Source organism: Streptomyces cinnabarinus, assembly GCF_027270315.1.
GTDB lineage: Bacteria > Actinomycetota > Actinomycetes > Streptomycetales > Streptomycetaceae > Streptomyces > Streptomyces cinnabarinus.
This window is the reverse complement of sequence record NZ_CP114413.1, coordinates 1,124,265-1,150,131: the sequence shown is the minus strand read 5'-3', so window position 1 is coordinate 1,150,131 and position 25,867 is coordinate 1,124,265. Positions and strand designations below refer to the sequence as shown.

Below are 25,867 nucleotides of genomic sequence, written 5' to 3'. Positions count from 1 at the left end.
CGTCACGCGGACGCTCCGGCGCCTTGCGATCGCACGCACCAGACGCCGCCGGGCCCGCCCTCCGGGCGGACGACGGGAATTTGACGACAGGACCTAGGGCGTGGTGCGAAAGCCCCCGAGAGGAGCCCACCCCATGTCCGCAACACCGCCCGGCGGGTCGTCACCGGCCCGTGGCACGGCCACGGCGGCCGCACCACGGCCGTCGGCACCCGTCGCCGTCGGCATCCGCCCGTGGCCCGCGTCCGCCTCCACCCCCGCCCAGGACCTTCTGCACCGCTTCCAGGAGGCCGTAGCGCGCCACCCGTGGCGGGACGCCGTCGTGGCGGCCGACGGCACCACCGTCGGCTTCGGCACCCTCGACGGTCGGGCACGACGGCTGGCGGCGGCGCTCGTCGGAGCCGGCGTCGGGCCCGGACAGCAGGTCGGTGTCGCCCTGGGACGGGAGCCCGACCTGGTGGTGGCCCTGCTCGCCGTCTGGCGGGTCAGCGCCGCGTACGTGCCCCTCGATCCGGCCCACCCGCAGGCACGCCTCGACGACATGATCGAGGACGCCGGCATCCGGGTCGTCGTGTCCGCCGACCCGGCCCAGACCTGGCCGGACGGGGTGCGGACCGTCGCGCCCGACGCGAGCGCCCTGTTCCCCGTCCCCGACGTCCCGGTGCCCGCCGACGCCCCCGCCTACGTCATCTACACCTCCGGCTCGACCGGCCGGCCCAAGGGCGTCTGCGTCACCCGCGCCGCGGCCGCCCGACTCGTCGCCACCCTGGAGGAGAGCGGCTGCTACTCCGACCGGCCCGCCCGCGTGGCCTGGAACGCCAGCGTGTCCTTCGACGCCTCCGTGCAGCAGTGGGCCCGCGTCTGCCGTGGCGACACCCTGCTGCTGCTCTCCGAGGACCAGCGCGCCGACCCGGCCGCTCTCGCCGCGCACCTGCTCCGCGAGGGCGCCACCGACCTCGACGTCACCCCCTCCCACTGGTCCGTCCTGCGCGACCGGGTCGTCGAGACGGCCGGGCAACTGCCGGACGGACTGCGGCTGTTCGTCGGCGGCGAGGCGATTCCTGCGCCCATGTGGCAGGACCTGGCCGGCCTCGGCGCCCGGGGGGTCGTGCACGCCCTCAATCTGTACGGGCCCACCGAGTGCACCGTCGACTCCACCGCCGGCCGCGTCGAGGGCGCCGAACCCCACATCGGGCCGCCGCTGCCCGGCGTCGGCGCCCACGTCCTCGACGAGGCCCTGCACCCCGCCACCGAGGGTGAGCTGTACCTGACCGGCCCCGCCGTCGCGCTCGGCTATCTGCGCCGTACCGCCCTGACGGCCGAGCGGTTCACCGCCTCGCCCTTCGGGCCGCCCGGCAGCCGGATGTACCGCACCGGCGACCGGGTCCGCCGCCGCCCGGACGGCAGCCTCGCCTGTCTCGGCCGGGTCGACCACCAGGTCAAGGTGAACGGTCTGCGCATCGAACTCGGTGAGATCGAGGCCGTCCTGACGGACCATCCGTCCGTCAGCGCCGCGGTCGCCGTCGTACGGGAGGACGACCGGCTGGGCCGCGTCCTGGCCGCCTACTGGGTCCCCGCCCCCGGGGCGGACACCGACCCGGAGCCGCTGCGCCGCCACCTCGGCTCCCGGCTGCCCGCCCACATGGCCCAGCTGTCACTGACCGCCCTCGGCAGCCTCCCGCTGGGCGTCGGCGGCAAGGTCGACCGCACCGCCCTGCCCGCACCGGCCGAGCAGCAGCACGAGCCGGACGGTGCCGGCGCCGCGCCCGCGGGCGAACTGGAGACACTGATCGCCGGCGCCTGGCAGGACGTCCTGGGCCGGGAACGGGTGCTGGCCACCGACGACTTCTTCGCCCTCGGCGGGCACTCGCTGCTCGCGCTGCGCGTGATCGCCGACCTGAAGAAGCGACGCGGGGTGGTCATCCCCACCCGCATGGTCTACCAGCATCCACGGCTGCGTGATCTCGCCCGCGCGATAACGGACCGCAGCGACCGCTGATCGCCGCCGCCCCTTCCGCCCCTTCCGGAAAGGCCCCGCACCCATGCGGACATCCCCAGCCTCACGAGTCTCGCTGTACGGACTGCTGAGCGCCTACACGGTCTCGCTGTTCGGCACCCGGCTGACCATGATCGCCCTGCCCTGGCTGGTGCTCGTCACCTCCGGCAGCGCGTCGCAGACGGGACTCGTCGTCTTCGCCGAGGCGGTGCCGCTCGTCCTGGGCAAGGCGCTGGCGGGGCCCCTGATCGACCGGTTCGGAGCCCGCAGGTTCAGCGTCGTCGCCGACCTGGTCAGCGCCGCGGTGATCGCGATGGTCCCGCTCTGCCATTGGCTGGGCTTCCTGCCGTACGGGCTGCTGCTGGCGCTGGCGACCCTGCTGGGGCTGGCCCGCGGGCCCGGCGATGTGGCGAAGCGGACCCTCACCCCGGAGACCGCCGAGGCGGTCGGCATGCCACTGGAGCGGGTCAGCGGCATGGTCGGCACCCTGGAACGGCTCGCCGGCACCGCGGGGCCCGCCGCCGGCGGCGCCGTGGTCGCCTTCTTCGATCCGGTGTGGGCCCTGGCGGTCAACGCCGTCACCTTCCTGGTCTCGGCGCTGATCATCGCCGCGACCGGACCCCGTCGCGGCCCCGCGCCGACCGAACCGGCCGAAGCGGGACCCGCAGAGGAAGAGCGCTACCTCGACCGTCTGCGCGCAGGGCTGCGGTTCCTGCGCCAGGACCGGCTGCTGCGGTCCATCGCCGCCATGCTGTGCGTCACCAACCTCATCGACGCGGCGTACGGCTCCCTGCTCATCCCGGTGTGGGCGAAGGAGACCGGCGGCGGCCCGGCCGCGATCGGTGCCCTCGGCTCGGTGTTCGGCATCGCCGCGGTCTGCGGCTCCGCGCTCGCCACCGGGCTCGCGCACCGGCTGCGCCGCCGGCCGACGTACGTCATCGCCTTTCTCCTCGCCGGGCCGCCCCGCTTCCTGGTGATGGCCTTCGACCTGCCGCTGTGGACGGTTCTCGCGGTGGCCGTCGTGGACGGACTGGCCATCGGCTTCGTCAACCCGATCCTCAACGCCGTGATGATGGAGCGCATCCCGCGCCCCCTGCTGGGCCGGGTCTCCGCGCTCACCGACTCCGTCGGCTCCGCCGGTGTCCCTCTCGGGCCCATCCTCGCCGGCTTCCTCGTCACCCTGGCCGGCCTCGGCCCCGTCCTGATCGGCTGCGCCGCCCTCTACCTCGGCAGCACCGTGCTGCCCGCCCTGCGCCCGCACTGGCGCGAACTCGACGACCGGCCGCCGCCCGCGGTCATCCCCGAGCCCGACGACCACAAGGCCCCCGCACCCTGAGCCCGCCCCGCGCACACCCCCGTACCCGGCCGAAGAGCACACCTCCGAAGACACGAGAGGAAAGAGGCACATCATGAGCAGTGGCAACAACCTGAGCGCCGCACGCCTGAAGGGTGACTTCGACGTCGAGCGGCTGCTGGCCGAACTCGCCGTCCTGGAACGCACCCAGTGGGCGGCCCAGCGCACCTACGGCGAGGGCCTGGAACCCAGTGAGGACACCGTCCTCGACTGGCGGGTGCTGCCGCTGCGCAGCCCCGACGGCCGCGCCGACCGCACCGACCCCGGCGGTCTCGGCCTCGTCGAGTACGCGGCCACCCCCTGGCTGGAGAAGACCCCGTACATCCGGTCCATCCTGGACAGCCTGCCCACCGAACTGCGCGCGGTACGGCTGATGTCGCTCGGCGTCGGCGCCGAGGTCGACGAACACCGTGACCAGCCGTACGGGCTCGCGGCCGGCTGGGTCCGGCTGCACATACCGTTCGTCACCAACCCCGAAGCCGTCCTCACCCTCGACAGGCAGCCCCACACCTGGCAGCCGGGCACCTTCTGGTTCGGCGACTTCTCCCGCCCGCACTCGGTGCGCAACGGCGGCTCCGAGCGCCGCGTCCACCTCGTCATCGACGCCTATGTCAACGCCGAACTGCTGGAGCTGTTCCCGGCCGAGTTCCGCGACCGCGTCCGCTGGTCCGAGGTGCTGCTCAACCGTCCGGAGATCCAGCTGCCCGAGGACGAACTGAGCGAATTCCAGAGCACGTTCGCCATCCCCGACGCCTTCCTCTACGGTGAGCCCGAGGAACTGGCCGACGCCAGCGGGCCCGACCGGCCCGCACGGCTGCGGCTCGACGGCGGCCGGCTCGTCCTGGAGGTCGACGACGAGCCACGGGCGGCCCTGGTGCACCTGGGCGAGGGCGAGTTCCGCGCCCTCGGCTGGACCGCCGAACGCACCGTGAAGGCCGAGCGGACCGGCGACGGACTGCGGCTGCGCTTCCGGATGCGCCACGGCAGCCGTATGGAAGAGACCGTCCGCAGCGCCGCGACGGCTGCGGCCTGAGCCGTGCCGTACGCCACCGGCACGCTGCGTGACCCCACACAGGTCCGCGCGTTCGACCCGGCGGCGGTCACCGGCCGGCGGCTCACCCCGCCGGCGGCGGGCGGGCGCGCGCACATCTGGCTGCTGCACGCCGCACGGCACCGTGCGGCCGTGGTGCGCGCGGCGCCCGATGTGCTCGACGTGCAGGAACGCGCCAGAGCCGCGGCCCTGCGCGTGCCGACGGACCGGGAGTGCTATCTGGCCACTCACCTGGGGCTTCGCCTGCTGCTCGGAGCCTACCTGGGCACCGAGCCCGCGCGTGTGCCGCTGACCCGGTGGGCGTGCCCGCTGTGCGGCGGACCGCACGGGCGGCCCGGGGTGGTGGGGGACCCGCTGCACTACTCGCTCAGCCACAGCGGCGGTCTCGGACTGCTGGCCTTCGCGGCCGTCCCGGTCGGCGTGGACGTGGAGGCCGTCCCCTCACCGGCCGCGGTGGCCGAGGCCGCCGACGCCCTGCACCCGCGCGAACGCGACGAACTCGCGCTGCTTCCCCCGTCCGCCCGCCCGCGGGCCTTCGCCCGGGCCTGGGTCAGAAAGGAGGCCTATCTCAAAGGACTCGGTGTCGGCCTCGCCGAGTCCCCGGCCTCCTGCTACGTCGGCACCGGCACCGAACCCGCCGGCACCGACCGGGCCTGGCTCCTCACGGACGTCCCCGTCGGCCGGGGAGCGGCCGGCGCGGTGGCCGAGCTCGCGGTCCGGTGAGCGCGACCGGCCGACGGGACTTGGAGCACCTGACGGAGGACACGGACGTGGACACGGCCCGGCCGACGGCGCCCGTCCACGCCGGGTCCGCCCGGCAGCGGCACATCCGGACAGGACGGGAGGTGAACGACGCTCATGGAACCCACGGCAGAGACATCAAGGCGACCCGGCACCGGGAAGGTCGCGCAGACCGCGCAGCGGACCCGACAGCAGCGGAAGGACCGCCGCCACCAGGGCCCCGGCGACGATCCACATCGTCGGACGCGCTCCCACGGCGGAGTTCAGCGCCCCGGCCGCGACGGCGCCCAGCGGCACCGTACTGAAGTTGATCAGCAGCGCCGTCGAGGTGACACGGCCGAGCAGTTCCTCCGGGCAGTACGACTGACGGAAGCTCACGATGATCACGTTGCAGGCCACGAGCCCGGCCATCGTCACGGTCGAGCCGATCACGAACAGCGCGAGCCGCGGACCCGGCGCCGTGAGGGGGATCAGCAACCCGAAGAGCGAGGAACCGAGTTGGGCGGCCACCAGGGCGCGGGCCGTACCCAGCCGACGCGCGATCCGGCGCGCGCACAGCACCCCCAGTACCCCGCCGACCGCGCCGCAGGAGCCGAGCAGCCCCACCGTGCCCGCACCCAGCCCCACCGAGCGGACCAGGAACACGATGTAGGTCGCCTCATAACCGGCCAGCGCGAGATTGGCCGCCGCGCCGAAGCCGATGACGGCCCGCAGCAGCCGGTCCCGGCCGATGAAGCGCAGCCCCGCGGACATCTCCTCGCGCAGCCGCACCCGGCCGTCTGCGCGCCGCGGCTCGTCGGCCCGTATGCGGCGCAGACACCACGACGACACGACGAACGAGACGGAGTCCAGCAGCAGGCCCGGGACCATGCCGAGCAGCTGCGCGAGCAGCCCGCCCGCCCCCGGCCCGGCGATCCGCGCCAGGTGTTCACCGCCCTGCAACTTCGCGTTGCCCTCCATGAGTTCGGACTTGTCCACGAGGACCGGCAGATAGCTGGAGTACGCGGTCGAGAAGAACACCGAGGCCGTGCCCGTGAGGAAGGCCACCGCGAGCAGCTGCCAGACGGTCAGCACCCCCGACCACCAGGCGGCGGGGACGCTCAAGAACAGCGCCGCAGACACCAGGTTGCACACATGCATGACCTGGCGCCGCGGCCACCGGTCGACCCAGGCACCGGCCGGCAGACCGACCACCAGCCAGGGCAGCCAGGGCGCGGCCGTCAGCAGTCCGACCAAGGCGGGGGAGGCGTCCAGTGTCACGACCGCCGTGAGCGGGAGCAGCACCGACGTGACGCTCGTACCGAACCTGCTGGTGGTCTCGCCGATGAGCAGCAGCCGGAAGTTCCGATGCCCGAACAGGCCGTGCCCGGCCGTGCTCGGGGCCGCGGCGACGAGCGGTCTTCCCTCAGCGGTCATGGTATGCGGTACGCCCTCAACTGCGGTGGCCTACAGAGGAGTTCACGCTACACGAGCCATCCGGCCCACCCGGGCCGGACGCGACGCCCCCTGCCCACGCGAGGAATCCGATGACCGACGGCCCGCCCGACACGCTGACGCGCTTCCTGGACGGCGTCCGGCGCCACCCGAACCGTCCCGCGGTGCTCACCCCCACCGGCGGCCTGACGTTCGCCGGACTGCACGAGCGCGTGGAGGCGCTTGCCGCCGCTCTGCGGTTCGCGGGCGCGGGACCCGGCACGGTGACCGGCGTCGTCCTGCCCCGCTGCCCGGACCTCGTGGCGGCACCCCTCGCCGCCTGGCGCACGGGATCGGCCTTCGCCCTGCTGGATCCCGCCCACCCCGGCACGCGGCTGCGCGCCCTCGCCGAAGGGGCCGGTGTGTCGGTGGTCGTGGCGCCGGACGGCGACGACTGGGCACCGGGTGTGACGAGGGTCGACCCGGCGCTCCCGGCCGGGCGGGGGCCGCTGTCGGAGGCCGCCGTCCCGCGCGACACCACCGCCTACCTCGTCCACACCTCCGGCTCCACCGGCCCGCCCAAGCCGGTCCAGATCTCGCACGCCAACGTCGCCCACCTCGCCGGCGCGCTGGACAGCGCCGGCTGTCACTCCGCAGCCCCCGGCCGCGTGGCGTGGCTCGCCGGCCTGTCCTCCGACGCCTCCGTGCAGCAGTGGCTCAGGATCTGCCGGGGCGACACGCTCGTCCTGCCCGACGACGCGACCCGGCAGGACCCGCGGCGCCTCGCCGCCTTCCTGCGCACGGCGCGGATCACCGACCTCGACGCCACCCCGGCGCTGTGGGCGCTGCTGCGCCCCCATCTCGTACGGCGGACACCCGGTGAACTCCCGCTGCGGCTGCACCTGGGCGGTGAGCCCGTACCTCCCGCCATGTGGAACGACCTGGTGACGCTGGCCGCCGACGGATCGGTCACGGCCCTCAACCTGTACGGTCCCGCCGAGTGCACCGTCGACGCCACCGCCGCACCGGTCGCCGGCCCCGCCCCGGTGATCGGCGGCCCGCTGCCCGGCGTGCGCGCGCACGTCCTCGACGGGCGGTTGCGGCCCGTGCCCGACGGGGAGAGCGGCGAGCTGTACCTCGCGGGCGCACAGGTCGCCCTCGGCTACGCCCGCCTGCCCGCCCTGACCGCCGAGCGCTTCGTCGCGGAACCCGGCGGCCCGGCCGGCTCCCGCATGTACCGCACAGGGGACCGGGTGCGCCGCTCGGCGTCCGGCGCCCTGTCCTACCAGGGCCGCGTGGACGACCAGTTCAAACTGCACGGCGTCCGCATCGAGCCGGGCGAGATCGAGGGCGTCCTCACCGGCCGCGCGACAGTCGCCCGCGCCGTCGTCGTACCGCGCGAGGACCGGCCGGGCGACCGTCGCGTCGTCGCCTACGTCACCGGCCGCGCGGACGCCGGACCGCCCGACCCGGCGGACCTGCGCGCGTACTGCGCCGACCGGCTGCCGCCTGCGCTGGTGCCCTCGGCGATCGTGGTCCTCGACGCGTTCACCCCGGCGCCGGGCGGCAAGGTGGACCGGTCCGCCCTGCCCGCGCCCGACTACGCCCGCGCCGGCCGCGGCGGCGCCCCGGACGGCGACCGCGAACGTCGGCTGTGCCGGCTGTACGCGGACGTCCTCGGCGTGCCGCGTGTGGGCCCTCACGACGACTTCTTCGAGCTGGGCGGGCATTCGCTGCTGGCGATGCGGCTCATCGGCCGGGTCCGCGCCGCGCTGGGCACCGAGGTGGAGATGCGCGACCTGTTCACCGCCCCGACCCCGTCCGCGCTGGCCGGGCGGCTGAGCGCGGCCGCACCCTCCCGCCGGCCCGTCCCGCGCCGGCTCCCGCGGCCTCGGCGCCTGCCCCTGTCGTACGCCCAGCGCCGTCTGTGGTTCCTCGACCGGCTGCACGGGCCCGGCTCCGCCTACAACGAGCACATCGCCCTGCGCTTCCACGGCCCGCTGGACCGGCCGGCACTTCAGAGGGCCCTGCACGACGTCGTCGTACGGCACGAGGTGCTGCGCACCGTCTTCCCCCAGGACGCCGGTGGCGAGCCGTACCAGCACATCCTCGGTCCGGCCGAGTCCCGCCCCCAACTGCCCCTCCTGGCCGTCGGCGAGGACGGACTCGGCGACGCGCTGCGGGAGCGGGCGGGCGTTCCGTTCGACCTGGCCCGGCACGTCCCGCTGCGCGCGGCGCTGTTCCGCCCGGCGCCCGGCACCCATGTCCTGCTGCTGGTCACGCACCACATCGCCAGCGACGGCTGGTCCCTCGGCCCGCTCGCCCGGGACCTGGCCCACGCCTACCGGGCCCGATGCGCGGGCCGTGCCCCCGACTGGCCCGGCCTGCCCGTCCAGTACGCCGACTACACCCTGTGGCAGCGCGAGCTGCTGGGCGATCCGGACGACCCGGACAGTCTCCACGCCCGTCAACTGGCCTACTGGCGCAAGGAACTCGAAGGGCTGCCGGAACGGCTGCGGCTGCCCGGGGAGCGACCGGCGGGTGCTCGGCACGCCGGTGGCCGGAGTGGGAGCGGCCCGGTGGGGAGTGGCCCGGGCGGAACCGTCCCCTTCGTGTGCGGCCCCGAACTCCACAGCGCCCTACTGGAGTTGGCCCGCGAACAGCACTGCACCCTGTTCATGGTGATCCGCGCCGGGCTCGCCGTGCTGCTGACCCGGCTGGGCGCCGGGGACGACATCCCGCTCGGCGTCGCGAGCGCGGGCCGGGGCGACCCCGCCCTCGACGACCTCGTCGGCTTCTTCGTGAACACGCTCCTGCTGCGGACCGACACCTCCGGCGATCCCACGTTCCGGGCCCTGCTGGAGCAGGTCAGGGAGAGCGACCTGGCCGCCGCCGAACACCAGGATCTGCCCTTCGACCGGCTCGTCGAGGACCTCAACCCGCGGCGCGCGGGCCACCATCAGCCGCTCTTCCAGGTCATGCTGGCCTTCCAGAACACCGCACGGGCCGACTGGGGCTTCGGCGCCGGGCTGACGGTGACGCCGCAGGCCGTGGAGCGGGACAGGGCCCGGTTCGACCTGGCCCTGTCGGTCACCGAACTGCACACCGCCCACGGCGCACCCGATGGTCTGCGCGGTGACCTGGAGTACTCCCTCGACCTCTTCGAGGCGGCCTCCGCCCACCGGCTGGCCGCCAGGCTGACGACTGTCCTGCGCACCGCGGCCACGGACCCGGACCGCCGCATCGGCGGCTACGACCTGCTGACCGAGGACGAGCGCCCGCGGCCCGCGGCCCCCGCGCTCCCCGAACCCCGCGCGGCCCTTGACCTGTTCGAGGAACGGGCGCTCGGCGCGCCGGACGCGATCGCCGTGTGCTTCGAGGGACAGCGGGTGACCTACGGCGAACTCGACGCCCGCGCCGACCGGCTGGCCCACCGCCTCGCCGCGCGCGGGACCGGCCCCGACGACGTCGTCGCGGCTGTCCTGGACAGGTCCGTCGAGCTGATCGTCGCGGTGCTCGCGGTGTGGAAGACGGGAGCCGCGTTCCTGCCGGTCGACCCCCGATATCCCGCCGCCCGCATCGCCCACATCCTCACCGACGCCCGCCCGGCGCTGCTGCTGACCGCCGCCCGCACCGCCCTGCCGGACACACCTTCGGTGCCCCGGATGGACGTCCAGGACGGTGCGTGGGAAGCCCCCTCGCACTCCCTCACCGGCCCGCGCCTCACACGGCGCGCGCGCCCCGACCATCTCGCCTATGTGATCTACACGTCCGGCTCCACGGGCACCCCCAAACCGGTCGCCGTCACCCGGGCCGGGTACGCCAACCTCGTCGCCCACCAGGCGGCCACCCTGAACGTGGACACCGGCAGCCGGGTCCTGCAGTTCGCGTCGGCCGGCTTCGACGCCTTCTTCTGGGAACTGGGCATGACCCTCACCGCCGGTGCCGCCCTCGTCCTGGCGCCGGCCGCCCGGCTGCTGCCCGGCCCGGAGCTGGCCCGGCTCGCCGACGAGCACGCGATCAGCCATCTGACCGTGCCGCCCGCCGTCCTCGGCGCCCTGGCGCCCGACGCGCTGCCCGGCGTCACCACACTCGTCGTCGCGGGCGAGGCGTGCGGCGCGGAACTCGCCGCCCGCTGGTCGCGGGGCCGCACACTGATCAACGGCTACGGGCCCACCGAGACGACGGTCTGCGCCACCATGAGCGATGCACTGCGACCCCACGGGCACGTCCCGCCCATCGGCGACCCTGTGCGCGGGACGCGCGTGCACGTCTTGGACGAGCTGCTGCGCCCCGTCCCGGCGGGCGTGACCGGCGAGCTGTACATCGCCGGCGCCGGACTCGCGCGCGGCTACCGCGGCCGTCCCGGCCCCACCGCGGAACGCTTCGTCGCCAACCCCTTCGGCCCGCTCGGAACCCGCGCCTACCGCACCGGCGACCTGGTGCGCCAGACCTCGGACGGTCGGCTGGAGTTCGTCGGACGCGCCGACGACCAGGTCAAACTGCGCGGTCACCGCGTCGAGCTGGGCGAGGTCGAGGCCCGCGTCGCGGCCGCCGAGGGGGTGGCGCAGGCCGCGGTCGTGCTGCGGGAGGACCGGCGGGGCGAGCCCGCGATCGTGGCGTACGTGGTCCCGGAGGCCCCGGCCGGCCCGGACGGCGGCGAGAGCGGACGCGTCGAGGAGTGGCGCCAGGTCCATGACGCCGTCTACGCGGGGCCCGCCGTGGCGCCCGGCGAGGACGACTTCTCCGGCTGGCACGACAGCCGTGACGGCACCCCCATCCCGGTCGAGGACATGCGCGAGTGGCGGGATGCCACCGTCCGCCGCATCCGGGAGCTGCGCCCCACGCGCGTACTGGAGATCGGCGCAGGCAGCGGTCTGCTCCTCACCGAACTGGCGCCGTACACCGCCGAGTACTGGGGGCTCGACTTCTCCGCCGAGGCCATCCGCCGGCTGCGCACGCGGGTGGGCCGGCTCGGCCTGCCCGAGGGCCGGGTCGTGCTGCGGCGGCAGGCCGCGCACGACGCCACGGGCATCCCGGCCGGCCACTTCGACGCGGTCGTCCTCAACTCCGTGGTGCAGTACTTCCCGAGCGGCGCCTATCTGACCCGCGTGCTCGACCTCGCCGGACGGGCCCTGGCCCCCGGCGGGCGGGTCTTCGTCGGCGACATCAGGAACCTGCGGCTGCGCGACCGGGCCCGCCCGGGCGTGCAAGACGTACCGGAACTCCTCGTCGACCCCGACTACTTCACCGCCTATGCGGCCGGCTCCGGCCGGTTCACCACCTGTGACGTGCGGCTGAAACGGGGAGAGCGGATCAGCGAACTCACCGCTCTCCGGTACGACGTGGTCCTGGGCACGGGCGCGGCCCCGGAGGAACCCGAGCCCGGCCCCGTACTGCGCTGGGGCGCCGACGCCCGCACCCCGGACACCGTCGCGCGCTTCGCCGAAACCCGGCGGCCCGCGCGCTTCACGGTCACCGGCGTGCCCAACGCCCGGCTGACCGGCTTCCTCCACGACCCGGGCTGCCCGCGCCGCGCCGCCGTCGATCCCGAACGCCTCGCCCGGCTCGGCGAGAACCTCGGCTACGGCGTCACGCTGCGCTGGTCCGCCGACCCGGACGACACCTGCTTCGACGCCGAGTTCACCGCAGGCGGCACCACCCCCGACCGCCCGGTGCGCAACGCGGTCGGCGCCGGCCTCGCGCGGTACGTCGGCACACCGCGCACCGCGGCCGACGAGCACCGCCTCCGCGCGTCGGTGCGCCGCCAAGTCGCAGCCTTCCTGCCCGACTTCATGGTGCCATCAGCCGTGGTGGTCCTGGACCGCCTTCCCCTCACCCCGCACGGCAAGACCGACCGTGCGGCCCTGCCCGCCCCGCCCACCGCGCGGCCCGAGGGTCCGACGGCCCTGCCCCGCACGGACCGCGAGAAGGCCCTGTGCGCGATGTACGCGGATCTGCTCGGCCTCGACCAGGTCGGCACCGACGAGAGCTTCTTCGACCTCGGCGGCCACTCGCTGCTCGCCACCCGCCTGGTCAGCCGCATCCGCGCCGACCTCGGCCTCGACGTCCCGGTGGGCACGCTCTTCGACGCCCCGAGGGTGGCCGATCTCGCGCCGCGTCTGGACGGCGCGCCCACCTCCCGGCCACCACTGCGGCGCATGCGCCGACCCGACTGAGGCCCGCCCGGCGTGGACTGGACCGCAACCGACCGACAGGGGACCACAGCAATGGACTTCAGTCTCTTCTACTTCGCCGACGACAGCGCCGGAACGCCGGCCGGCGACCCCCGCGGACGGTACGAACTGCTGCTGGAGGGAGCCCGGTTCGCTGACCGCAACGGCTTCACGGCCGTGTGGACGCCTGAGCGCCACTTCCACCCCTTCGGCGGGCTTTACCCCAACCCGGCGGTGACGGGTGCCGCGCTCGCCACTACCACGGACCACATCGCCATCCGCGCCGGAAGCGTCGTCGCGCCCCTCCACCACCCCGCCCGCATCGCCGAGGAGTGGTCCGTGGTGGACAATCTCTCCGGCGGACGCGTGGGCGTCTCCTTCGCCTCCGGCTGGCACCCCACCGACTTCGCTCTCGGCCACACCGCGTACGCCGACCGTAAGACGGTGCTGCTCCAGCGCCTCGAAGAGGTACGACGGCTGTGGCGCGGCGAACCCCTCGACGTGACCGACGGCACCGGGGCGCCCACCACGGTCCGGGTCTTCCCCCCGCCCGTGCAGACGGAGCTGCCGGTCTGGGTGACCAGCGCGGGCGAGGCGGACACCTTCCGAGCCGCCGCCCGGTCCCGGGCCGGGGTGCTGACGCATCTGCTCCACCAGAGCCTCGACGAACTGACCGAGAAGATCGCCGAGTACCGCCGGACGGCCCGCCGCACCCACGACGGCTGGGACGGCCATGTCGTCCTGATGCTCCACACCTACCTCGCCGGGACCCGCGCCGAGGCCCGTGACACCGTACGCGAGCCCCTGCGCGACTACCTCAGGAGCTCCATCCACCTGGTGACCCGTTCGTTCACCGAGGCCGACCCCGACTTCGACGTGGACACCCTGGACGACGAGGACATCGACTTTCTCCTCACCCGCTCCTTCGAGACCTACTTCGACCAGCGGGGCCTGTTCGGATCCGTCGAGGACGCCCGCCGTACGGTCGAGGCCGTGCGCGCCGCGGGAGTCGACGAGATCGCCTGTCTGATCGACTTCGGCGTCGACACCAAGACCGTGCTTGCCGGCCTGCGTCGGATCGGCGAACTCCGCGCTCGCTCCAGCGCCGTCTAGTGCCAGCAACGGCACCAGCCACCCACCGAGCCCGGAGGTCGAGCTCAGCATGATCCCCCTGTCTTTCTCCCAGGCCCGATTCTGGTTCCAGGATCAGCACGGCGGCGACCGTCATGCGTCACCCGCAGCCCCCGTGCTGCTGCGCCTGTCCGGGGAACTGGACACGGCCGCGCTGGAAGCGGCCCTGCGGGACGTGGTGGCCCGGCACGAGAGCCTGCGCACCGTCTTCCCGGTGACCGACGCGGTGCCCCACCAGCGGGTGCTCGGCCCCGACCGGGCGTGCGACCTGGCACTGGCCCACGCGGACGTCACCCCGGAGGGGCTGCCGGACGCGATCGCCGCGGTGTGCGCGCGCCGCTTCGACCTGTCGGGCGAGCTGCCGGTGCGGGCGAAGCTGCTGGCCGTCGGCCCGTCCGAGCATGTGCTGGTGGCGGCGGTGCACCACATCGCCTTCGACGGCTGGTCGGTCGGCCCCTTCGTACGCGACCTGTCGACCGCCTACGCGGCACGCGTGCGCGGCACCGCCCCCGTCCACGACGAACTACCGGTCCAGTACGCCGACTTCACCCTGTGGCAACGGGAGCTGCTGGCCTCGGACGGCTTCGAGGAGCGGGAACTCGACCACTGGAGGAGCACGCTCGACGGCCTGCCCGAAGAGCTGCCCCTGCCCTTCGACCGCCCCCGTCAGGCATCCGGCACCCACCGAGCCGGGCTGATCGAGTTCACCGTCGGACGCCGGACGTCTCACGACCTGTCCGAGGTCGCCCGCCACAACCGGTCCAGCCTCTTCATGGTGCTGCATGCGGTGTTGGCGGGTGTGTTGTCGCGGGTGGGTGCAGGTGGGGATGTGGTGGTGGGCAGTCCGGTGGCGGGGCGGTCGGATGTGGGGTTGGAGGAGTTGGTCGGGTGTTTTGTGAATACGGTGGTGGTGCGGTCGGATGTGTCGGGAGATCCGTCGTTCGGTGCGTTGCTGGGGCGGGTGCGGTCGGGTGTGCTGCGGGCGTTGGAGCATCAGGATGTGCCGTTCGAGCGGGTGGTGGAGGCGGTCAATCCGGTGCGTTCGGCGGGGCGGCATCCGCTGTTCCAGGTGATGCTGAGCCTGCAGAACAACGCGGTGGCACAGGCCTCCTTCCCCGGCCTGGACACACGCTGGGAGTACCCCGCGCCCGCCGGCACCACCGACTTCGACCTGCTCTTCGACTTCCGCCAGGAGGGCGAACAGATCGAGGGACGGCTCCTGTTCGCGCAGGATCTCTTCGACGAGGAGACGGCACGAGCGCTGGCCCGCCGCTTCGTACGGTTCGCGGACCAGGTGGCCGTGGACCCGCAGCTTCGCCTGAACGCCGTCGATCTGCTGGGGCGGGCCGAGCGCGACACCGTCCTCGCCCGGGGCACCGGCACCGCGCCGGCCCCCCTGGACCGGTCGGTGGTGCACCGGTTCGCGGCACAGGTGGCCCGCACGCCCAACTCCCCGGCCGTGGTGGGCGGTACGCACGAGCTGTCGTACCGGGAACTCGACGACCGGGCGGACCGGTTGGCGCGTCACCTGCTGGCCGTCGGCGCCGGCCCGGAGCAGCTGGTCGCGATCGCGATGGAGCGGTCCGTCGACCTCGTCGTCGCGGTCCTGGCCGTTCTCAAGACCGGTGCCGCCTACCTCCCGCTCGACCTGCGCGGCCCCGACTCCCGGCTCGGCGCGGTGCTCAAGGAGTCGAAGCCTCGCGTCCTGGTGGTCGACGCGGCGACGCACACCCGCGCGGCCCTGCGTGACACGGCACCGACCCTGCCGGTGATCCGGGCCGATGAATCCCGGCCCGGCACGGCGGGTGACGCGCGGGAGACGTCGTGCGCCTCCCCTGTGGCCGGAGCCGACCAGATCGCGTACGTGATGTACACCTCCGGCTCCACCGGACGCCCCAAGGGCGTCGCCGTGACCCACGGCAACATCCTCGGCTTCGCGGCGGACACCTGCTGGACGAAGCAGGACCACTCCCGCGTCCTCGCGCACTCGGCGCACTCCTTCGACGCGTCGACCTACGAACTGTGGGTGCCGCTGCTCAACGGCGGCACGGTCGTCGTGGCGCCACAGGACACCTCGGCCGCGGCGCTGGAGCGCGCGGTCGCCACCCACGGGGTGACGGCGGCCTTCTTCACCACCTCACTCTTCAACTCCCTGGTCGCGGAGGGCAGTTCCGTGATCGGAGCCCTCAAGCATGTCTGGATCGGCGGCGAACAGGCCTCGGGCCCCATGGTGGCCGGGGCGCTGCGGCTCTTCCCGCACATCACCGTCACGAACGGCTACGGCCCGACGGAGAACACCACCTTCACGACGTACGAACACCTCACCACCGCCTCGTGCGGACAGGGCGAGAAGCCGTCCATCGGCGGCCCGCTCGACGGCTCCCGGATCTTCGTGCTGGACGAGGCACTGGAGCCGGTGCCGGTGGGTGTGGTGGGGGAGTTGTATGTGTCGGGGGTGGGGGTGGCGCGCGGTTATGTGGGGGCGCCGGGTGTGACGGCGGGTCGATTCGTGGCGTGTCCGTTCGGGGGCGTGGGAGAGCGGATGTATCGGACGGGGGATCTGGTGCGGTGGACGGCGGGCGGGGGGTTGGAGTTCGTCGGGCGCGTTGATCAGCAGGTGAAGGTGCGTGGGTTCCGGGTGGAACTGGGTGAGGTGGAGGGGGTGTTGTCGGGGTGTGAGGGTGTGGGTCAGGTGGTGGCCTCGGTGTGGGAGGGCCGTTTGGTGGCTCATGTGGTGCCGCGGTCGGGGGCGGGTGAGGGGCTGGCGGAGCGTGTGCGCGGGCATGCGGGGGATGCGCTGCCGGACTATATGGTTCCGTCGGTGGTGATGGTCGTCGAGGGCGGTCTGCCGTTGACGCCGAACGGCAAGCTGGACCGGGCCGCCCTGCCCGCGCCCCAGGCCGGGCCGGCCGACGTCACCCGTCGCGAACCCGCCAACGACGTCGAACGGGCCCTGTGCGAGATGTTCGCCGACATCCTGGGCGTGCCGGCGGTCGGAGTCGACGACTCCTTCTTCGACCTCGGCGGTCAGTCGATCCTCGCCGTACGCCTCGTCAGCCGTATCCGCGCGACGCTCGGTGCGGAGGTCGGCATGCACACGATGTTCGACGCACCCACGCCGGCCGGTCTGGCCGCCCGCTGCGGCGGCCCCGCCAAGACGCGCCCGCCGCTCACCCGGCGTCCCCGCTCCGAGCGGGCACCCCTGTCCCCCTCCCAGCGGCGCTTCTGGTTCCAGAGCCAGCTGGAAGAGGGTACGGGCGGCGCGGACACGCGCGTGATCACCACCGCGCTGCGGCTGTCCGGGGAGCTCGACGTGCCGGCGCTGCGGGCCGCCCTGCGGGACGTGGTGGACCGTCACGAGAGCCTGCGGACGGTCCTTCCGGTGACCGGCGGCGTGGCGCACCAGCGCGTTCTGGAAGCCGATGGCGCCGCCGCCATCGAGCTGGAACCCGTGTCGGCCGGTGAACTCAACGCCCATGTCGCCGAGTTGGCGGCCCCGGGCTTCGACCTTGCGCACGAGCCGCCGATGCGGGCGAAGCTGCTCGCGGTCGGACCGAGGGAGCATGTGCTGGCGGTGGCGGTGCACCACATCGCCTTCGACGGCTGGTCGGCCGCCCCCTTCGTACGGGACCTCGCCTACGCCTACGCGGTCCGTACCCGCGTCACCGCCCCGGAGCGGGCCGAACTGCCCGTCCAGTACCACGACTTCACGCTCTGGCAACGCGAACTCCTTCAGAAAGACGGACTGGAGAGGCGTCAACTCGACTTCTGGCGGGAGACGTTGAAGGACCTGCCCGAGGAGCTGACGCTGCCCCGGGACCGGCCCCGTCCCGCCCTGGCCTCCGGCCGCGCCGGCTCCGTACGCCTGCACGTCCCGCCCGAGGAGTGCGCCGGCCTCGCACGGCTCGCCCGTGACCACAGGGCGAGTCTGTTCATGGTGCTGCATGCGGTGTTGGCGGGTGTGTTGTCGCGGGTGGGTGCGGGTGGGGATGTGGTGGTGGGCAGTCCGGTGGCGGGGCGGTCGGATGTGGGGTTGGAGGAGTTGGTCGGGTGTTTTGTGAATACGGTGGTGGTGCGGTCGGATGTGTCGGGTGATCCGTCGTTCGGTGCGTTGCTGGGGCGGGTGCGGTCGGGTGTGCTGCGGGCGTTGGAGCATCAGGATGTGCCGTTCGAGCGGGTGGTGGAGGCGGTCAATCCGGTGCGTTCGGCGGGGCGGCATCCGCTGTTCCAGGTGATGCTGAGCCTGCAGAACAACGCGGTGGCACAGGCCTCCTTCCCCGGCCTGGACACGGAGCCTCTGGACGTCGAGGGCGACGACCGGATCGACTTCGACCTGCTCTTCGACTTCCAGGAGCGGGCGGGCGGCCTGGACGGGCGGCTGCTGTTCGCGCGTGACGTCTTCGAGGAGGCGACGGCGCAACGGCTCGCGCGCTGCCTGGAACACCTCGTCACCGAGGTGACCGCTACTCCACGGCGTCCGCTGAGCGCGACGGACCTGCTCGGGCCGGCCGAGCGCACGGCCCTCCTGACCCGCGGGACCGGGCGGGAAATCACGGCGCAGCCGACGTCCTTGACGGACCGGTTCGAGGCGTGGGCCGCCGCCACTCCGGAGGCCACGGCAGTCGTGTCCGGCGCCACCAGCCTGTCGTACCGGGAACTCGACGACCGGGCGGACCGGTTGGCGCGTCACCTGCTGGCCGTCGGCGCCGGCCCGGAGCAGCTGGTCGCGATCGCGATGGAGCGGTCCGTCGACCTCGTCGTCGCGGTCCTGGCCGTTCTCAAGACCGGTGCCGCCTACCTCCCGCTCGACCCCCGGCATCCGCGGTCCCGCACCGAGTCGATGCTCGCCGACACCTCACCGGTCACCGTCCTCACCGATGCCGGCTGCCCGCCGGGCCTGCCGTCGAACGCCCTGTCGGCCGCCGAACTCGCCCCGGCCGCACGCGCCGACGAGCGCCTGGCCTACGTCATCCACACCTCGGGCTCCACCGGCCGGCCCAAGGGGGTCGCGGTCACGCACGGCAATCTCGCCCGGCTGCTGACGGCCATGGAACGTCATCTGCCGCTGGGCCCGGACGACCGGCTGCTCGCCCCGACCACGGTCTCCTTCGACATCGCCCAGCTCGAACTGCTGCTCCCGCTGCTGCACGGCGCGGCGGTGGTCCTGGCCGGTCAGGAGGACGTACGCGATCCCCGGGCGCTGGCCCGCCTGATCCGGAGGCACCGCGTCACGGCCATGCAGGCGACCCCTGCCCTGTGGGCCGGGCTCGTGTCCGAAGTCCCCGAGGCCGTCGCGGGTCTGCGCGTCCTCGTCGGGGGCGAGGCGCTGCCCGCCGCCCTGGCAGGCCGGCTGCATGCGCTCGCCGCCGAGGTCACCAATGTGTACGGCCCCACGGAGACCACCGTCTGGTCACTCGCGGCCCGTATCGACGACGACAACCACGGGCGCCCGCCCATCGGCGGCCCGCTGGACGGATACCGCGCGTTCGTGCTGGATGCCGGTCTGCGGTTGGTGCCGGTGGGTGTGGTGGGGGAGTTGTATGTGTCGGGGGTGGGGGTGGGGCGCGGTTATGTGGGGGCGCCGGGTGTGACGGCGGGTCGATTTGTGGCGTGTCCGTTCGGGGGCGTGGGGGAGCGGATGTATCGGACGGGGGATCTGGTGCGGTGGACGGCGGGCGGGGGGTTGGAGTTCGTCGGGCGCGTTGATCAGCAGGTGAAGGTGCGTGGGTTCCGGGTGGAACTGGGTGAGGTGGAGGGGGTGTTGTCGGGGTGTGAGGGTGTGGGTCAGGTGGTGGCCTCGGTGTGGGAGGGCCGTTTGGTGGCTCATGTGGTGCCGCGGTCGGGGGCGGGTGAGGGGCTGGCGGAGCGTGTGCGCGGGCATGCGGGGGATGCGCTGCCGGACTATATGGTTCCGTCGGTGGTGATGGTCGTCGAGGGCGGTCTGCCGTTGACGCCGAACGGCAAGCTGGACCGGGCCGCCCTGCCCGCGCCCCAGGCCGGGCCGGCCGACGTCACCCGTCGCGAACCCGCCAACGACGTCGAACGGGCCCTGTGCGAGATGTTCGCCGACATCCTGGGCGTGCCGGCGGTCGGAGTCGACGACTCCTTCTTCGACCTCGGCGGGGACAGCATCCTCTCCATCCGGCTGGTCGCCGGAGCCCGCAAACGTGGCCTGACCGTGTCCGCCAGGGACGTCTTCCGGCACAAGACCGTCGCCGGACTCGCCCGGCACGCCCGCGAACGCGCGCCCGGTACGTCCGCACGTCCGGCGCCCGACGCGGCACCCCGAACGCAGGGCGGCGTCGACCGGCCCGGCACCGGCACGTCCCCGGCCTCCGTACCCCTCACTCCGATCATCCGGTGGCAGCGCGACCGGGGCGGCCCGGTCGACGCCTTCCACCAGTCCGTGCTGGTGCGGGTCCCCGCCGCACTGGAACTCCCCTTCGTGGCCGGGCTCGTACAGTCCCTGCTCGACCGGCACGACTCACTGCGCATCCGCCTCCGGCGCACACCGGAGTGGAGCCTCGAAGTCCTGCCCCGCGGGACCGTACGGGGCAGTGAGCGCGTCCGGCGCGTCGACGCCCGAGACCTCGGCGCCGATCGGCGCGAGGCCACCGTGACCCGTGCGGTGGAAGCGGCGGCGGGGCGCCTGGACCCCGGGAACGGGCACATGCTCGAAGCCGTCTGGTTCGACGCGGGGGACGCCCGGCCCGGCCACCTCCTCCTCGTCGTCAACCACCTCGTCGTGGACGGGATCTCCTGGCGCGTGCTGCTGCACGACCTGCGCGCCCTCGCCACCGGCACCCCCCTCGACGAGCCGACCGGCATCTCCTACGCCCGGTGGGGTGCCCTCCTCCAGGAGCAGGCCGCCCGGCGGACCGCCGAACTCCCCCTGTGGACCGGCGCCGCCCGGGACGCCGACGACGTGCTGCGCACCGCCGCGCTCGACCCGGCACGGGACGTGATGCGCGGCCGCGCCACCGTCACCCGCGTCCTGCCCGCCGACCGGACGGCCGCCGTGCTCACCCAGGCCCCCGCCGCGCTCGGCACGGGCGTCAACTCGGTGCTGCTCAGCACCCTCGGCCGGGCCCTGCGCACCTGGCGCACGGCGCTCTTCCGCGACGACCCAGCGACGGCGGCCGACGCCCCCTTCCTCATCGACGTCGAGGGCCACGGCCGTGAGGAGATCGCCGACGACCTCGATCTGTCGCACACGGTCGGCTGGTTCACCAGCCTCTTCCCCGTGCGGCTGGAGCCGGACGACACCCCCGGCGCCGTCCAGCGCCGACTCGACGCCATGCCGGACAAGGGCCTCGGCTTCGGCATTCTGCGCCACCTCCATCCCGAGACCGCGCCCGCCCTCGCGCGGCTGCCCCGTCGCCAGGTCATCTTCAACTACCTGGGCCGCTTCGATCGTTCGCCCGGCGCGGACTGGACACTGACCTCCGACGCCCCCGCCGTCGGAGGGGGCGGCGACCCGGAGATGCCGCTCACGCACCTGCTGGAGGTGTCGGCCGTGGCGCTCGACGGCAGTGCCGGGCCGGAACTCCATGTGACCTGGACCTTCCCGTGCCGTCTGCTGACCCGGGAGCAGGTGGAAGGGCTCGCCGACGCGTGGTTCGCCGCCCTGCGGGACCTGGAGGAGACAGCATGAGAGGGCACCCGGCCACCGGCACCCCGGACGAGCTCCCGCTGGCGCCACTCCAGCGGGGCCTGTACTTCCACACCGCGTACGACGCGGAGGGCCAGGACATCTACACCACCCAGCTCACGCTCGAAGTCGACGGCGAGCTCGACGCCGTACGACTGCGCGAGGCCTGTCGTGCGCTGCAACGCCGACACGACGGACTGCGCGCCGGGTTCCGCGCGGCGGCGTCCGGAGAGCCGGTGCAGTTCATCACCCCCGACCCGCCCCTGGACTGGCGGCTGTCCGACCTGACCGGACTACCGCCGGACGCGAGGGCGGGCGCGGCCGTGGACGCCGTGCACCAGGAGCGCGCCCGGCGCTTCGACCTCGCCCGCCCGCCCCTGATCCGGTTCCTGCTGCTGCGTCTCGACGAACGGCGCTGGCGCTTCGCGCTGACGAGCCATCACCTGATCCTGGACGGCTGGTCCACGTCACTCGTCGTGGACGAGCTGTGGCGGCTGTACGGGTGGGGAGATGCCGTATGCGAGCAACTGCCGCCGGCGCCCTCCTACACGTCCTACCTGGACTGGCTCGCCGACACCGGTTCCGAGGAGGCGCGGGAGGCGTGGGGGGCCGCGCTGGCGGGCGTCGACGGGCCGACCCTGGTCGCGCCGGAGGCGGCCGGACAGGCCGCGACGATCCCGGAGCGCGTCCTGCGCACCCTGCCCCCCGCCACATCGGCCGCCCTCACTGGTGTCGCCCGCGACTGCGGTGTCACCCTCAACACCGTGGTGCTGGTGGCCTGGGGCCTCGTCCTGCGCCGGCTGACCGGCCGGGACGACGTGCTGTTCGGTATGACCGTCTCCGGCCGCATGGCCGACGTCGAAGGCGTGGAAAGCCTCGTCGGACTGCTCGTCAACACGCTGCCGGCCAGAGTCGCCGTACGCGCCGGGGAGTTACTGTCGGAGCTGCTGGAACGGGTCCAGGACGACCAGATCGAGCTCTTCGAGCACCACCACCTCGGACTCTCCGAGATTCACCGGCTCACCGGCCGGCAGGCGCTGTTCGACACCACGACGGCCTTCGAGAACTATCCGGCGGGCGGCCGGGGCCACGACGCGGCACTCGACACCGGCCTGCGCTGCACCGTCGCGGACGGATACGACGCCACGCACTACCCGCTGTCCGTCGTCTGCACGCCGGGCGACACCCTCGGCGTGCGGCTGGAGTTTCAGCGCGCCCACTTCACCCGCGACCGCGCCGAGCGGATCGCGGACTGGTTCGTACGACTGCTCGCGGGCATCGCGCACGACCCGCACCGCGACGTCGACGCCCTCGCCGAGCAGGCGTTCCTTCCCGAGGACGAGCGCCACCGGCTGCTCGTCGAATGGAACGACACCGCCGCCCCCGTCCCCGCGACCGCGCTGCCTGCACTGATTGAGGCCCAGGCCGACCGGAACCCGCGAGCCCCGGCGGTCATCCACGCGGAACGCACCACGACGTACGCCGAACTCGACGCTCGGGCCAACCAGTTGGCGCGCCTCCTGCTCGACGCGGGAGCGGGCACCGAGACGACGGTCGCGCTGCTCCTGCCGCGCACCCCCGATGCCCTGATCGCCCTGTTCGCCGTGCTCAAGGCAGGGGCCGCCTACCTGCCCCTCGACCCCCGCCAGCCCGCCGACCGACTGGCCCGGGTGCTCTCCGAGGCGCGGCCCCGCCTCGTCGTGACCTCCGCCGCCGTACGGTCCCTGCTGCCGCCCGGCACCGCCCCGATCGTCGTCGACGACTCGGCCACCGTCAGCGACCTCGCGGCACGCGACCGGGCCCGGATCGCGGACCGTGAGCGGGGCGGGCCGATCCTCCCGCACCACGCGGCCTACGTCATCCACACCTCGGGCACCACCGGGACGCCCAAGGGCGTGGTTGTCGAGCACGCCGGTGTCGTGAATCTGATCGGCGCGTACCAGGCCGAGTTCGGCGCCGACTCGGTCGCCCGCGTCCTCGGGTCGATCTCCCTCGCCTTCGACGCACACATCGAGGACACCGTCCTGCCGCTCGCGCTCGGCGGCTGTGTGGAACTCGTGGACGACCTGCTGACGCTCGTCGAACGCGACGGCTGGCGCGGCAGCCTCCTGACCACGGTGCCCTCCGCCCTGACGAGCCTCCTTCCCGCCCTGACCGGCGAACTGGCCGTGCGGCGCGTCCACTTGGGCGGCGAACCGCTCTCCGACGCTCTGGTACGGGAGATCCGCCGCCGCATACCCGGCTGTGCTGTGACCAATGTGTACGGCCCGACCGAGACCACGGTCTTCGCCCTGACCTGGCAGGCCGGCGACACAGGTCCGGAGGGGAATCCTCCAGTCGGCCACCCGATCCGCAACACCAGGGCCTATGTGCTGGACGAGCGGCTGAGCCCGGTGCCCGTCGGCGTCCCGGGCGAACTGCACCTGGCCGGCGCAGGCGTCGCCCGCGGCTATGCGCGCCGGCCGGGCTGGACCGCGGAGCGCTTCGTGGCCTGCCCGTTCGGCGAGCCGGGCGAGCGCATGTACCGCACCGGCGACCTGGTGCGGTACCGGGCCGACGGCGCGATCGAGTTCCTGGGGCGGCTGGACGACCAGGTGAAGATCCGGGGGCACCGGGTGGAGCCCGCCGACGTGGAGGCCGTGCTGCTGCGCCATCCCCTGGTTGTGCGGGCCGTCGTGACGGCACGCGACGACCGCGCGGGGGGCCGCAGGCTGGTCGCCCACGTCGTGGCCGTACGGCCCGGACTCACCCTGGACCACGGGGACCTGCTGCGCCATGCGCGCGCCCTGCTGCCCGACTATCTGGTGCCGTCCGCGTTCGTGCAGACGGAGCGGATCCCGCTGACACCGAGCGGCAAGCTCGACCGTGCCGCCCTGCCCGCGCCGCCGCCTGCGCCCCGCGCCACGGCGGTGGCCCTCGGCCCCCGCGAGGAGATCCTGAGCCGGCTCTTCGCGGAGACGCTCGGGGTGGTCGCGCCGGACCCCGCCGCGTCCTTCTTCGACCTCGGCGGCGACTCCCTGCTCGCGACCCGGCTGATCGGCAGGATCCGGGCGGTGACGGGAGACGCGCTGTCCGTCCGCGCACTGTTCGAGGCACCGTCCGTGACGGCCCTGGCCCGCAGGCTCGGCGACGACCGTCCGGACGCCGGTCCAGGGCGTGGCACGCAAGCCGACCTGGCCCCGCTGCTGCCGCTGCGCGAGGGACCGGACCGGCGGCCGCTGTTCTGCGTGCACGCGGTGAGCGGGCTCGCCTGGCCGTACGCCCGCCTGCTCCCGCACCTCGACCCCGGCCTGCCGGTGTACGGCCTGCAGGCGGCCGACCTCGCGGAGCCCGGATCGGCGCCCCGCAAACCGGACGAGGTCGTGCGCCGGCATGTGGAGTCGATGCGCTCCGTCCAAAGGCACGGTCCCTACCGGCTGTTCGGCTGGTCGCTCGGCGGGCAGCTCGCCCACGCGATCGCCGCCCGGCTGACCGAGGAGGGCGAGCGGGTGGAACTCCTCGTCCTCCTCGACACCCATCTGCCGACGGACCGTCGCGGGCCGGCCGGCGAGGACGACGGCGAGGCGCTGCGGGCCCTGGGCTTCTCTGCCGCGGGGGAGTCTCCGGCCTCCCTCGCCGTGCTGGGTGACGCGGTCGTGACCGGTGTGCGCGCGGCGGCCGGGTCCGCGGCGGAGTTCCTGCGCGGAGGTCCGCCGCCCGTCCTCGGGGGCGGCACCGGAGTCTTGTTCTTCCGCGCAACGGGAGAAGAGGGCGGGGGCGCGGATCCCGCGGCCTGGCAGCCGTACTGCACCGGGCCGGTCGTCCCGTACGACATCGCGTGCGGCCACCATGAGCTGCTGGAAGCCGGCCCTCTGGGACGCATCACGGCCCTGCTGGGGCCGGGGCTGTCCGAGCGGCACCTACTGGGACGTGGCTGACAGCGTGGCCAACGAGGCCGCTTTCGGCCGTCCCGGAAACCCCCGCGGCCGCGACAAGTCCAGCTTTCCCCAGGTGCGGATGGCCTGTCTGATCGAGGTGGGCACCCACCTCGTCCTGGATGCCGAGCCGGCCGGCTGCCGCACCGGCGAAGTCACCCTGGTCAGCCGCCTGCCCCGCTCCTGCCAGCCCGGCGAACTGGTCCTGGCGGACCGGGAGTTCCTCGGCGTGCCGTTGTGGAGGGCGTTCACCGACAGCGGTGCCGATCTGCTGTGGCGGGTGCCCGCCAACCGCATCCTGCCCGTCGCCCGGATGCTGCGGGACGGGTCCTGGCTCTCGCGTATCCACGCCCGCACCGATCCCGATGCCCGTCCTTACCCACCCGACGACATCACCGGCTACGAGTCAGCCGCAGCCGGCGGCTGACCGCCACGGGGCCCGG

Annotated in this window: 10 protein-coding genes; 9 read left to right on the top strand and 1 reads right to left on the bottom strand. The window is 73.8% G+C overall.

From position 1 onward, the window contains the following. The first annotated feature begins 133 nt into the window (after positions 1 to 133). From STRCI_RS05215 to STRCI_RS05200, 4 genes are all read left to right on the top strand, one after another. Positions 134 to 1,996, top strand: a complete 1,863-nt coding sequence (locus tag STRCI_RS05215) for a non-ribosomal peptide synthetase (RefSeq protein ID WP_269657648.1) — start codon at positions 134 to 136, stop codon at positions 1,994 to 1,996. A gap of 43 nt (positions 1,997 to 2,039) precedes the next feature. Beyond that, positions 2,040 to 3,329 (top strand): MFS transporter, encoded by a 1,290-nt coding sequence (locus STRCI_RS05210; protein WP_269657647.1) that lies wholly within the window; start codon positions 2,040 to 2,042, stop codon positions 3,327 to 3,329. 73 nt (positions 3,330 to 3,402) lie between these two features. Further along, positions 3,403 to 4,380, top strand: a complete 978-nt coding sequence (locus STRCI_RS05205) for an aspartyl/asparaginyl beta-hydroxylase domain-containing protein (RefSeq protein WP_269657646.1) — start codon at positions 3,403 to 3,405, stop codon at positions 4,378 to 4,380. A 3-nt stretch (positions 4,381 to 4,383) separates the two neighbouring features. Beyond that, on the top strand, positions 4,384 to 5,121 hold the full coding sequence (locus STRCI_RS05200) for a 4'-phosphopantetheinyl transferase family protein (protein ID WP_269657645.1): 738 nt from the start codon (positions 4,384 to 4,386) through the stop codon (positions 5,119 to 5,121). Positions 5,122 to 5,277: 156 nt separating this feature from the next. Here the strand turns inward: STRCI_RS05200 and STRCI_RS05195 are convergent, their stop codons facing one another. Further along, complete coding sequence (locus STRCI_RS05195; protein ID WP_269657644.1) at positions 5,278 to 6,555, bottom strand: MFS transporter; 1,278 nt, start codon at positions 6,553 to 6,555, stop codon at positions 5,278 to 5,280. Between the two features lie 110 nt (positions 6,556 to 6,665). On the opposite strand from STRCI_RS05195, the gene STRCI_RS05190 reads away from it, so the two are divergent. Genes STRCI_RS05190 through STRCI_RS05170 form a run of 5 tightly spaced genes read left to right on the top strand, consistent with a single transcriptional unit; the run spans position 6,666 to position 25,851 of the window. Continuing rightward, entirely contained in the window at positions 6,666 to 12,731 is a 6,066-nt protein-coding gene (locus tag STRCI_RS05190; protein ID WP_269657643.1) for a non-ribosomal peptide synthetase, read from the top strand. A 51-nt stretch (positions 12,732 to 12,782) separates the two neighbouring features. Then, positions 12,783 to 13,841 carry a MupA/Atu3671 family FMN-dependent luciferase-like monooxygenase gene (locus tag STRCI_RS05185; protein WP_269657642.1) on the top strand — a complete coding sequence of 353 codons (1,059 nt, stop codon included), beginning with the start codon at positions 12,783 to 12,785 and terminating at the stop codon, positions 13,839 to 13,841. A 49-nt stretch (positions 13,842 to 13,890) separates the two neighbouring features. Next, positions 13,891 to 21,513, top strand: a complete 7,623-nt coding sequence (locus STRCI_RS05180; RefSeq protein WP_269657641.1) for a non-ribosomal peptide synthetase — start codon at positions 13,891 to 13,893, stop codon at positions 21,511 to 21,513. Next, a complete protein-coding gene (locus STRCI_RS05175) occupies positions 21,510 to 25,427 on the top strand; it encodes an amino acid adenylation domain-containing protein (RefSeq protein ID WP_269657640.1) in 3,918 nt (1,305 codons plus the stop codon). Before STRCI_RS05180 ends, STRCI_RS05175 begins: the two co-directional genes overlap by 4 nt. Continuing rightward, complete coding sequence (locus STRCI_RS05170) at positions 25,420 to 25,851, top strand: transposase (RefSeq protein ID WP_269657639.1); 432 nt, start codon at positions 25,420 to 25,422, stop codon at positions 25,849 to 25,851. Before STRCI_RS05175 ends, STRCI_RS05170 begins: the two co-directional genes overlap by 8 nt. The last annotated feature ends 16 nt before the right edge of the window (positions 25,852 to 25,867 follow it).

What these genes read in the sequence shown, in the direction of transcription:
- STRCI_RS05215 (WP_269657648.1), top strand. Translation starts at nt 134, where the DNA reads ATGTCCGCAACACCGCCCGGCGGGTCGTCACCGGCCCGTGGCACGGCC.
- STRCI_RS05210 (WP_269657647.1), top strand. Translation starts at nt 2,040, where the DNA reads ATGCGGACATCCCCAGCCTCACGAGTCTCGCTGTACGGACTGCTGAGC.
- STRCI_RS05205 (WP_269657646.1), top strand. Translation starts at nt 3,403, where the DNA reads ATGAGCAGTGGCAACAACCTGAGCGCCGCACGCCTGAAGGGTGACTTC.
- STRCI_RS05195 (WP_269657644.1), bottom strand. Translation starts at nt 6,555, where the DNA reads ATGACCGCTGAGGGAAGACCGCTCGTCGCCGCGGCCCCGAGCACGGCC.
- STRCI_RS05190 (WP_269657643.1), top strand. Translation starts at nt 6,666, where the DNA reads ATGACCGACGGCCCGCCCGACACGCTGACGCGCTTCCTGGACGGCGTC.
- STRCI_RS05185 (WP_269657642.1), top strand. Translation starts at nt 12,783, where the DNA reads ATGGACTTCAGTCTCTTCTACTTCGCCGACGACAGCGCCGGAACGCCG.
- STRCI_RS05180 (WP_269657641.1), top strand. Translation starts at nt 13,891, where the DNA reads ATGATCCCCCTGTCTTTCTCCCAGGCCCGATTCTGGTTCCAGGATCAG.
- STRCI_RS05175 (WP_269657640.1), top strand. Translation starts at nt 21,510, where the DNA reads ATGAGAGGGCACCCGGCCACCGGCACCCCGGACGAGCTCCCGCTGGCG.